The 9,876-nt window shown below is 46.6% G+C and carries 8 protein-coding genes; 4 read left to right on the top strand and 4 right to left on the bottom strand.

Annotated elements, in window-relative coordinates; all coding sequences use genetic code 11:
* The 4 genes from PHF32_07750 to mnmA all read left to right on the top strand — a co-directional run.
* Positions 1-673: reverse transcriptase domain-containing protein (locus PHF32_07750; GenBank protein ID MDD4560609.1), on the top strand; the 673-nt coding region annotated here is incomplete at its 5' end.
* Between the two features lie 21 nt (positions 674-694).
* Positions 695-2,605: an ABC-F family ATP-binding cassette domain-containing protein gene (locus PHF32_07745; protein MDD4560608.1), complete on the top strand. Its 1,911-nt coding sequence runs from the start codon at positions 695-697 to the stop codon at positions 2,603-2,605.
* Positions 2,595-3,572, top strand: coding sequence for a 2-hydroxyacyl-CoA dehydratase (locus PHF32_07740; protein ID MDD4560607.1), 978 nt, complete (start codon positions 2,595-2,597; stop codon positions 3,570-3,572). Before PHF32_07745 ends, PHF32_07740 begins: the two co-directional genes overlap by 11 nt.
* Positions 3,569-4,648 carry a tRNA 2-thiouridine(34) synthase MnmA gene (gene mnmA / locus PHF32_07735; GenBank protein ID MDD4560606.1) on the top strand — a complete coding sequence of 360 codons (1,080 nt, stop codon included), beginning with the start codon at positions 3,569-3,571 and terminating at the stop codon, positions 4,646-4,648. Before PHF32_07740 ends, mnmA begins: the two co-directional genes overlap by 4 nt.
* A gap of 61 nt (positions 4,649-4,709) precedes the next feature.
* On the opposite strand, the gene guaA is transcribed toward mnmA, so the two are convergent.
* The 4 genes from guaA to PHF32_07715 form a co-directional block, all read right to left on the bottom strand.
* On the bottom strand, positions 4,710-6,245 hold the full coding sequence (gene guaA / locus PHF32_07730) for a glutamine-hydrolyzing GMP synthase (GenBank protein MDD4560605.1): 1,536 nt from the start codon (positions 6,243-6,245) through the stop codon (positions 4,710-4,712).
* A gap of 6 nt (positions 6,246-6,251) precedes the next feature.
* Entirely contained in the window at positions 6,252-6,878 is a 627-nt protein-coding gene (locus PHF32_07725; GenBank protein ID MDD4560604.1) for an MBL fold metallo-hydrolase, read from the bottom strand.
* Positions 6,879-6,892: 14 nt separating this feature from the next.
* Positions 6,893-7,885, bottom strand: coding sequence for a tRNA (5-methylaminomethyl-2-thiouridylate)-methyltransferase (locus tag PHF32_07720; GenBank protein MDD4560603.1), 993 nt, complete (start codon positions 7,883-7,885; stop codon positions 6,893-6,895).
* Between the two features lie 248 nt (positions 7,886-8,133).
* The gene (locus tag PHF32_07715; GenBank protein ID MDD4560602.1) at positions 8,134-9,801 is read right to left on the bottom strand and encodes a T9SS type A sorting domain-containing protein; all 1,668 of its coding nucleotides are present in this window, start codon (positions 9,799-9,801) and stop codon (positions 8,134-8,136) included.
* Positions 9,802-9,876 lie beyond the last annotated feature (75 nt).

Here is a 9,876-nt window from a genome sequence, read left to right as displayed (position 1 = left end):
AACAAGGAACGTCATGAGAAAGTACTACAGTTTAATCGACAAGGTCTATGCGCTGAAGAACCTGTATGCATCCTTTGAAAGCGTCAAGCGTAACAAAGGAGCAGCGGGTGTGGATCATCAGAGCATCGCAGACTTTGAAGCAAATCTTGTAGAGAATATCAATCAACTTCATGAATATCTACGCACAAAGACCTTTCAGCCCTCTCCGGTAAGAAGAGTAGAAATACCCCGACCGGACGGCAGAAAAAGGCCATTGGGCATACCGAATGTCAGAGACAGAGTGGTGCAACAAGCCATCCTGAATGTAATACAGCCGATCTGTGAGCCGGACTTCCATCCCTCGAGTTATGGATATCGTCCCAGAAGATCGTGCCAGCATGCAGTGGCCAAAGCACAACAATTCCTGGTTAGGTACGACCTTCCCTGGGCATTGGATATGGATCTATCGAAGTGCTTCGACACTCTCGATCATGAGCTAATTACAAGGATTATCAGGAGCCGTGTACGAGACCCGTACACACGGTTCTGTGAGAGGGATGATGCTGGATTTGATCATCCAGCATCACCCTACTCGATTTTGCCCAGAGACTTCATTTGCTATTGTACAACCATGTTATATAAAATGTATTTGACAACATACGGCTCATCAGGACATTGCACAGATGAACGATGAAGAAAGAAGAGAGATACATACATGAGCCTGATTCAATGCATTAATCTGGGGATCGAGTTTGCCGGAACTTATGTCCTGAAAGGGATTAATTGCACAATCGAACACAACAGCCGAATTGGTTTGATAGGTCCCAACGGCTCCGGAAAAAGCACGCTTATCAAACTGATGCTGGGTGAACTACGCCTATCCGAAGGTCAGGTAATCAAAGCCCGCAATTGCCGGGTTGCTTATCTGGCACAAAACGCGGTTTTGAATCCCCATATCAGCTTGCAGGAGTACATAGAATCTGCGCGCAGCGATATTCGGGACTTGAATAATCGCATGACAGCTTTATCCGAACAACTTTCTGTGAAAGAAGATAGAGCCGTGCATGCTGAATTGGATGCCGTAGTGGAAAAGATGCATGTTTGTGGAGCCTTTGAACACGAGAATGAGATCAAGTATGTGCTGGATTCTCTTGGTTTTGGGGTTCAGGATCGGGCAAAGAAAATAGCGGAATTCAGTGGGGGAGAGCAAACCCGCATCTGTCTTGCATACTTGCTACTTGCAGAATTTGATCTATTGATCATGGATGAACCGACAAACCATCTTGACATTGCTATGACGCGCTGGCTGGAAAACTACCTTAGTTCTCATGAACGCCCCTACATGGTGGTATCTCACGATCGTGTGTTTTTGGACAACGTCTGCCGCACTATATACAGCCTGAGTCATTCAGGACTCAGTATCACCAAGGGCAACTACAGCAGTTGGTATGAAGCGGATCAAATAGCCAGGAAAAGCCGTGAACGTCAGTTTGAGCGCCAGAAAAAGTTCATCGCAGAGACGAAGGATTTTATTCGTCGCAATATGGGAAGCCAAAAGACATCCCAAGCCAAGAGCAGATTGAAGATGTTGGAGAAGCTGGATACCGTGGACACACCTCAGAAGGCCAGAAAAGTTCATCTGCGCATGGCATCTGCAGACCGTAGCGGTAACGATGTATTCACATTAAAAGATGCCAAAATTGGGATTCACTCCGGTTTAATCCTTGCCAAGAGTATAAATATCGAAGCTCATTGGCAAGACCGGATTGCGTTGATAGGCCCCAATGGTTGTGGGAAATCCACCTTGCTAAAGATCCTTCTGGGCCAGCATGGGTTGTTGGACGGTAAGCTCAAGATAGGAGCCAGTCTGAAAACTGCCTATTACGATCAACACCAGAATGCTTTGGACGAAGATAAGACGGTGATGGATACACTGTGGTCACTAGTACCGGACGCTCCCAAAGGATACGTCCTCAGTTGGCTGGCCAGATTCTCTTTTACCGGAGAAGATGTGGATAAATATGTGAGTGTGCTGTCCGGTGGTGAGAAATCCAGGCTCTATCTGAGTGTATTGATTCATCAAAAGCCAAATCTGCTGATACTGGATGAACCTACCAATCACCTGGATATCCCCATGCGCGATGCGTTGCTGGAGGCCTTAAATGAATTCGACGGAAGTATCATCTTTGTATCTCACGACAGGCATTTCATTAGCTCACTGGCAAATAAGTTCTGGGTGTTTCGCAAGCTGCAGGAAACGGGTAGTGTGTTCAACACAATTCAAGAGGTGGAAGGACCGGCGGAAGCCGCTATTGAACTGGCTTTTAGCGAGCCGGAAATCATAAAAGAGGCTCCAGCCCCCCGAGAGCGCAAGAAGAAGATAAATCCCTGGCATTTAGAACAACTACATAAAGAGATTGAGACCATTCAAATGACTCAGAAAAATGCGACACTGCGTAGAGAACATATTCATGGTTTACTTGCTGATTCTGCTACGTACAGTGATGCTCAAAGAGTAAAAGAACTTATGGACGAAGATAAGGAGCTGGAACGCAATTTCGAGAGCATGAGCAGAGAAATAGCCGAATTGGAAGACAAGTATCTGGAGCTTGCCTGTGAAGACTAAGCGCATAGGATTTACCACTTCTCTGCCGGTGGAGGTGCTGTATGCGGCAGGGCATGTTCCGGTGGATTTGAACAATATCTTTTTATGCCAGGATTCCGCAAAGCACATTCACAATGCAGAATTGAAAGGCTTTCCCCGTAGCCTGTGTTCGTGGATAAAGGGCAATTTTTCGGCCGCTCTGTGCTCAGATCTGGATGAAGTGATAGGCATAGTACAGGGAGATTGCTCCAATTCCAATTCATTGTTGGAGATGATTGCAGAAGAGACTATACCCGTATGGCGCTTTTCATTCCCTCCAGAGCGTGAATATGCCGCGTTGGATCGGGAAATAGCCCGTATGGAAGCTCATTATGGTGTTACCCGTAAACAAAGCATGGAAGTAAAAGCATGGTTGGATTCCATCCGCAAAAAGCTCCTTAGATTGGATACCTTAACATATCTTGACCGCCAGGTTTGTGGCAGGGATAACCATCTTTGGTTGGTCAATTCTTCAGATTTTCAAGGTGATCCGCAAGCTTTTGAGACTGAACTGGACAATTTCCTGTACAATGCAGAGCATAGTGATCCCTTTCCCACACGTCTTCGCCTCGGTTACATAGGAGTACCGCCAATCTTTCGGAATCTGTACGATTGCATATCCGAACTTGGTGGTGATGTGATCTTCAACGAGGTACAGCGCCAGTTTTCCATGCCATACATCTGCCCTGATATCGTTGACCAGTACTTGGTTTACACTTATCCTTACAGTGTTTTGGACAGACTGAAGGACATCAGGGAGCAAATCTCATTACGAGGTCTTGATGCCATCATTGGCTATACTCAGGCTTTTTGTCATCTGCAGATAGATAATTTACTACTTAAGAAGCATATAGATCTTCCCTTCCTGAATCTGGAGGGTGAGCTGCCGGAGCCATTGGATTCGCGAACGATACTGCGTTTGGAAAGCTTTTTTGAGGTTCATTCATGAAGATTGCCCTGGGCATGAGCGGCGGTATAGACAGCAGTATGTGTGCCCTGATGTTGAAAGAACAAGGCCACGAAGTAATCGGGGTCACCATGGCAAAATGGAGTCCGGCAAGTGGGATTGTTCAAGCTGACAAGCGAGGCTGTTTTGGGCCATCAGAACCGGAAGTATTGGAAGCAGCCCGACGTTCTGCGCAAAAGCTGGGCATCGAGCACCACATCATCAATCTGGAACGTGAATTCAAGGATTGTGTGCTGGATTACTACGTTGATAGTTACCTGAAGGGTCTTACACCAAATCCATGCATAATATGCAATCGCCGGATCAAGTTTGACGAGCTAATTCGCAAAACCAAAGATCTGGGAGTGGAGTTTGACTGCTTTGCCACCGGACATTACGCCCGTATCCGTTTCGATGATAAAACAGACAGATATCAGCTTCTGGAAGCCAAAGACAAGCGAAAGGATCAATCCTATTTCCTCAGTATGCTCTCTCAACAGCAGCTTGCCATCCTGATGTTTCCTTTGGGTGAATATCTGAAGGAAGAAATCAAAGCGTTTGCTACTTCTCGCGGTTATGATTACCTGATCAAAAAGAAAGAAAGCCAGGATTTCCTGGAGAGCGTCGATAACAGTCCGCTTTTTGCCACAGGAGGCTTCAATCCGGGTGATTTTGTAGACAAACAGGGAAAGATACTGGGGCGTCACTCGGGTTTGATCCATTACACCATTGGGCAACGCAAAGGGTTGGGCTTGGCTGGTTTTGCCCGTCCCCAATATGTGATTGGCATAGACTACGAAAACAACCGTGTGATCATCGGGGAAGAGGAAGATACCTACAGCGATACTCTGTATGCCACTGAAATCAATTGGCTGTCTATCGCTGAACCTAAGGATACATTGCATTGTACAGCACGGATACGCCTGGCCCATAAAGCTCAGGAATGTGTGTTATCACGCTGTGATGATGGCCGTTATCTGGTACAATTCATTTGTCCTGTATCTGCCATCACGCCTGGTCAGGTGGTCGCCTTTTATCGCGATGAACTGGTTCTGGGAGCCGGTTTTATTGCGGGATAGCATCTACGCACATTCCTTTGGCTCCAGCTAGATGGATGCTATCGAATCCTGTTTGTACCCCTTACTCCCATTCGATGGTTGCCGGCGGTTTGGAGCTGATATCGTAAACCACCCGTGAGATGCCTTTCACTTCGTTACAAATACGATTTGAAACATGCATCAGAAAAGCAAAGGGAAAGTTCGTTACTTCAGCGGTCATGCCATCAACGCTATTCACAGCACGCAATGCGCATACCTGTTCATAGGTGCGTTCATCGCCCATTACCCCTACGCTGTGAATAGGCAGCAGTACTGCGAATGCCTGCCAGGTATCGTTGTACAGCTTCCATTTATGTAGCTCTTCGATGAATATGTCGTCTGCTAGTTGCAGCAGCGTCACTTTCTCTGCAGTGATGTCACCCAATATACGAACTGCCAATCCGGGACCCGGAAAAGGATGTCTCTCCACCAATTCTTCAGGAAGATTCAGCTTTCTGCCTGCTTCCCGAACCTCATCCTTAAAGAGTTCCCGCAAAGGTTCCACCAGCTTCAGTTTCATCTTCTCCGGCAAGCCGCCCACATTATGATGACTCTTGATGGTAACAGACGGCCCCTTAAAAGACACGCTCTCGATTACATCCGGATACAGAGTTCCCTGGGCCAGCCATTTGGCATCAGGGAATTTGGCTGCCTCAGCTTCAAAGACTTCTATAAAAGTGGCACCGATTATCTTTCGTTTCTGTTCTGGATCGGAGATGCCTTCCAGTTTACTCAGGAACAGCTTTGAAGCATCTATGAAGTTGATTTTGAGAGTAGGATAAGCCCGAAACATCTCTTTTACCCTATCTTTCTCACGATAGCGCATCAGACCAGTATCCACAAAGATAGGGATCAATCTGTCACCGATAGCTTGATGCAACAGCGCTGCCGCCACCGATGAATCCACGCCTCCACTAAGCCCCAGGATCACTCTGTCTTCATTTACCATTGCTCGAATCTTACTGATGGCATCATTTACGAAGGAACCGGCATTCCAGGACGCTTGCAGGCCGGATATTTCAAAGAGAAAGTTGTGCAGGATTTGTTTGCCACACAAGCTGTGATGAACTTCAGGATGAAACTGCAAAGCATAAATGGGCAGGTCTTTATGCTTAATTGCAGCATTGTCCGAATTTGCTGTGGCTGCTAACACCTGAAAGCATTCCGAAATGCTGTCGATTTTGTCTGCATGACTCATCCACACCTGAGCATCGTGTTCAACCCGGTGGAACAAGCTGTCTTGAGCAAGAATGCGGAGCTGCGCTTTACCATATTCGCGCTTGCTGGCTGAGGCTACTTTTGCGCCAAAATGCTCTCCTATCAGTTGCATGCCAAAACAGATCCCCAAAATGGGTATGTCCAAGCCCCAAATATCGGGACTGGGCATTGGTGCATTGGCAGTTGTGATGGAATAGGGACTACCGGAGAGGATCAGAGCTTTGGGCATTAGTCCTCGAATTTTATCGATAGAAATGTTGAAAGGATGAATCTCAGAATACACACCAGCTTCACGGATTTTGCGCGCTATTAACTGAGTGTATTGAGAACCGAAATCCAGGATCAGTACCATATTTTGCATTATTTACTACCTTACGAAGGGATTATTCTGCCGTTCCAGACCAATGGAGGTACGGGGGCCGTGTCCCGGGAAAACCACAGTATCTTCAGAGAGTACAAACAGCTTATGCTTGATGGAATGGATTATCTGTTCATGACTTCCGCCTGGGAAATCTGTACGGCCGATGCTCTGTTCAAACAGTGTATCACCGGAGATCAGGAATTTACCCGCCAACAGGCATATACATCCCGGTGTGTGGCCAGGGGTATGTATCACGCTAATTTTTGTAGCTCCCATTTCCACAATATCGGAATCGTGCAGCATAATGTCCGCTGGAGCGGGTTCCAGGGGAGTTCCCATAAACTCACTAAAGTTCTTTTTGTTGTCGATCAGCATAGGTGCATCAGCTTCATGAATGGCTACAGGACAGTGCAAATTGCTTTTGAAATACGGAATCCCGCCAATGTGATCTCCATGTCCGTGCGTGAGTATAATAACATGAACCTTCACCCCAAGGCTCTTAATATCATCAATCAGCATTGGTGACGGGGCAGAGGGGTCTACCAGGATGGCGTCTTTGGATTCATCATCCCACAGCAGCCAGGTATTGGTTTGGAAAGATGGTAGTAACTCATAAGCTTCGATTTTCAGCATTATACATCCTTTGTCTAGTCATAAGACAATCTGTGTTTACGAACTGTGTACAGGTCAGCCTTTCGGCACATGTATGTGGAACTGCCAAGGGCAGAATTGATTATCGCATTTCCCTCATTGGGCGCTTTGGGATGATAATACCAGAATATGCTCAAAGCCAGGTTTAAAAGGTCTGGATCATCACATCTGCCGGAAATAACTCCCAAAGGTCCGGTGATATCTAGCGCTTTCAGAGTGGTATCGGGTATCAGCTCTTCAATCTTCAGGTTCTCCGCTTCGTCCCTGCCAATGATCAGTTTGCATCCGGGACTAAGCCGAAAATGGCGTCCATACTTCAAGTATTCTAGGTCTTTGGGATCTGTCTGACTGTATTGCAGCAGGTCTTTCAAGCGCAGAGAGTAATTCCTATCCGTCAACAGGCAACCTCCAGCGGGAGCAGGGAAACTTTTTATGCCAAGCTCTTCTGCCAGTTCCAACTGGCGATATCTTCCTCTGCCGGATATATCCAGCATATCATTCTTATCCACCCAGTTTTCGGTGATAGGCTTTGTGTCTCGCAGATTTTTTTGGGATAGAGGACGCACCACAATATCCCGATATCCGCTAAGATTCGCCACGCGATTCATGGCGTCTTTGCGCTGGCTCATCGGACGCTGCCCCAATACTTCCCCGGAAATCAGATATTGCGCATCCAATTCATCCAACATGTCCCCGGCAATCCTGAACATCAAAGCATGGCAGTCAATGCAGGGATTCATGTGTTTGCCAAACACTACATCAGGATCTTGCATCATCTGTAGGTGTTCTCTGCTGATATCCCTAACAATGAGATCAATACCATTCGCAGCGGCAGATTCCAGGGCACGGTCGATGGGCATGTAAGGCGTGAGGAAGTAAACCGGGAATACTTTATAGCCGGATTTCTGCATCCATTTCACTGCCAGTAAGCTATCCAATCCTCCGGAAAACAAGGCGATAGCTGCATATCGGGATTTATAATTCATCATCATGTTTACTAAGCATTTATCTTAGAACTATCTGTCAAGACTTTTGCTTTTTCCACGTTCCCACATCTTATACGACAAGCTGATGCTCGCATCAGCGTTCTTCTCCTCCTCCTCTATACATCACATAGTACTGATCCAGATATCAAGCCGTTATCATCTAGTGCTCACGGGATGATCACTCGATGACATCTGCTTCGGTACGGCATTATCTTCAGAGTGAGCCGAAGGGATAAGTGAGGAAAATTCCGTTACTTTATCACGCTTATCTTCTTTATACTGCTACCATCCTTGCATTTCAAGCGAAACAGATATACTCCCGAGGCAAGGGGTTCACTATCGAAGATGAAGGTTTGCCTGACAGCGTTTACCAGATGCGTCTGCAAAAGCTGTCCCCGTATGTTATACATCTCCAATACAGCGTTTGTGGCTTGTGATACACTTGTGTCCACAGAGATTTGTGAGCCTTTGAAAGCGGGATTTGGCATGGGGTTATATAGGATTGCAAAGTCCGATACTGAAGGGACATGCGGATCGATGACAGGGCTTCCATCAGGATCGAGCAGAGCGATGTAGGCGTCGGTACCGCCAATGCTGGTTAGTATAATATCCCCAAAGGGCACTGAATTGTAGAAAGTACCGTGGGCACAGACATCGTAGTTACTGTCGAAAGCTATTCCTCCAGTCCAGTCATTACCGGTGTTACCGATGCTTGTAGCCCAAGTCCAGTTTCCGTTAGAATCCAAACTAGCGTAAAAGATATCCCAGTTTCCTACTGCGGTGATCTGAGTAACGCCAAAACTCAAGGTTTGTTGGAAGTTTCCGCTCACAAAAGTGTTTTGGTTGTTATCCACGACAAGGCACACTCCCGAATCTGATCCTCCTGCTCCAGCGCTGTTTGCCCATAGCCAGGTACCAGAGGAGTCTATGGCAGCTACAAATAGGTCTTGAGAACCGTTGCCTTGCAATACAAAGTCTCCAAAAGTACCATCAGTATAAAAATCTCCGGTGATGAAACAATTGCCGATTAAGTCCAAGCTGATATCCCAAACATCGTCATAATAGGCATAACCGCCAAAGGTTCTTGCCCAGAGCCAGTTACCGTCAACATCCAGTTTGGCTATAAATCCGTCATTGGCTCCATGGCTGTTTAGGGAGAGTTCCCCAAAACTTGCTATTCCGCGATAACGTCCAGTCAGGTAGATGTAGCCTGAATCATCGATTGTCACAGCTTTTCCCTCGTCATGATTTGTGCCCCCGGCTCGATTTGCCCACTCCCAGTTTCCATCTGCGCTTAGTTTTGCTAAAAAGCAATCAAAATATCCATAGGGTACAATCTCGATAGCTCCAAAACTTACCGTACCGCCAACGAAACCTGTAATGCAACTGCTCCCATCAGTATCTACAGCAATTGAATAGGCTTGATCGCCGTCGAAACATCCGGCTCCCGTAGCCCACAGCCAGTTGCCATCGCTATCGAGCTTTGCGGCAAAGATATCTTTATTTCCCTGGCTTTCCAATACAATATCGCCAAATATGGCACTGCTTTCAAATCCACCCGTCACATACACATTTCCTTCATCATCCACATCGATATCCAAAGCCTCATCGGGACCGCCACCTCCGGCTCTTGTAGCCCACAGCCAATTTCCGTCAGGATCAAGCTTGGCTACATATATATCCGTATCGCCATAACCATCTAAAGTGATTGTGCCAAAAGTGGTTGCAAGCTGGTAGAACCCGCAGATATAAACGTTGTCGTCCATATCACAAACGGTGGCTTGTGCTCGTTGCTGAGATACTCCGGAAATTTGGTTCACCCAATTCCAATCGTGGCTGTTTTGCGCATCAAGGGATATTGGTATCAATAGCATCACAAGCGCAAGATACCAAAACATTAAGCTTATCAAGCGTCGCATAAATCCTCCTTAATAGATGTGATCCTGGTATGGTTTATAACCTAACTTCAGTGGTTGGAGTAACAAGCCTTCAAC

Source organism: Candidatus Cloacimonadota bacterium, from assembly GCA_028706475.1.
In the GTDB taxonomy this organism is placed as follows: Bacteria; Cloacimonadota; Cloacimonadia; order Cloacimonadales; family Cloacimonadaceae; genus UBA5456.
The sequence above is the reverse complement of the archived record's forward strand: the minus strand, read 5'-3'. Positions and strand labels throughout refer to the sequence as shown.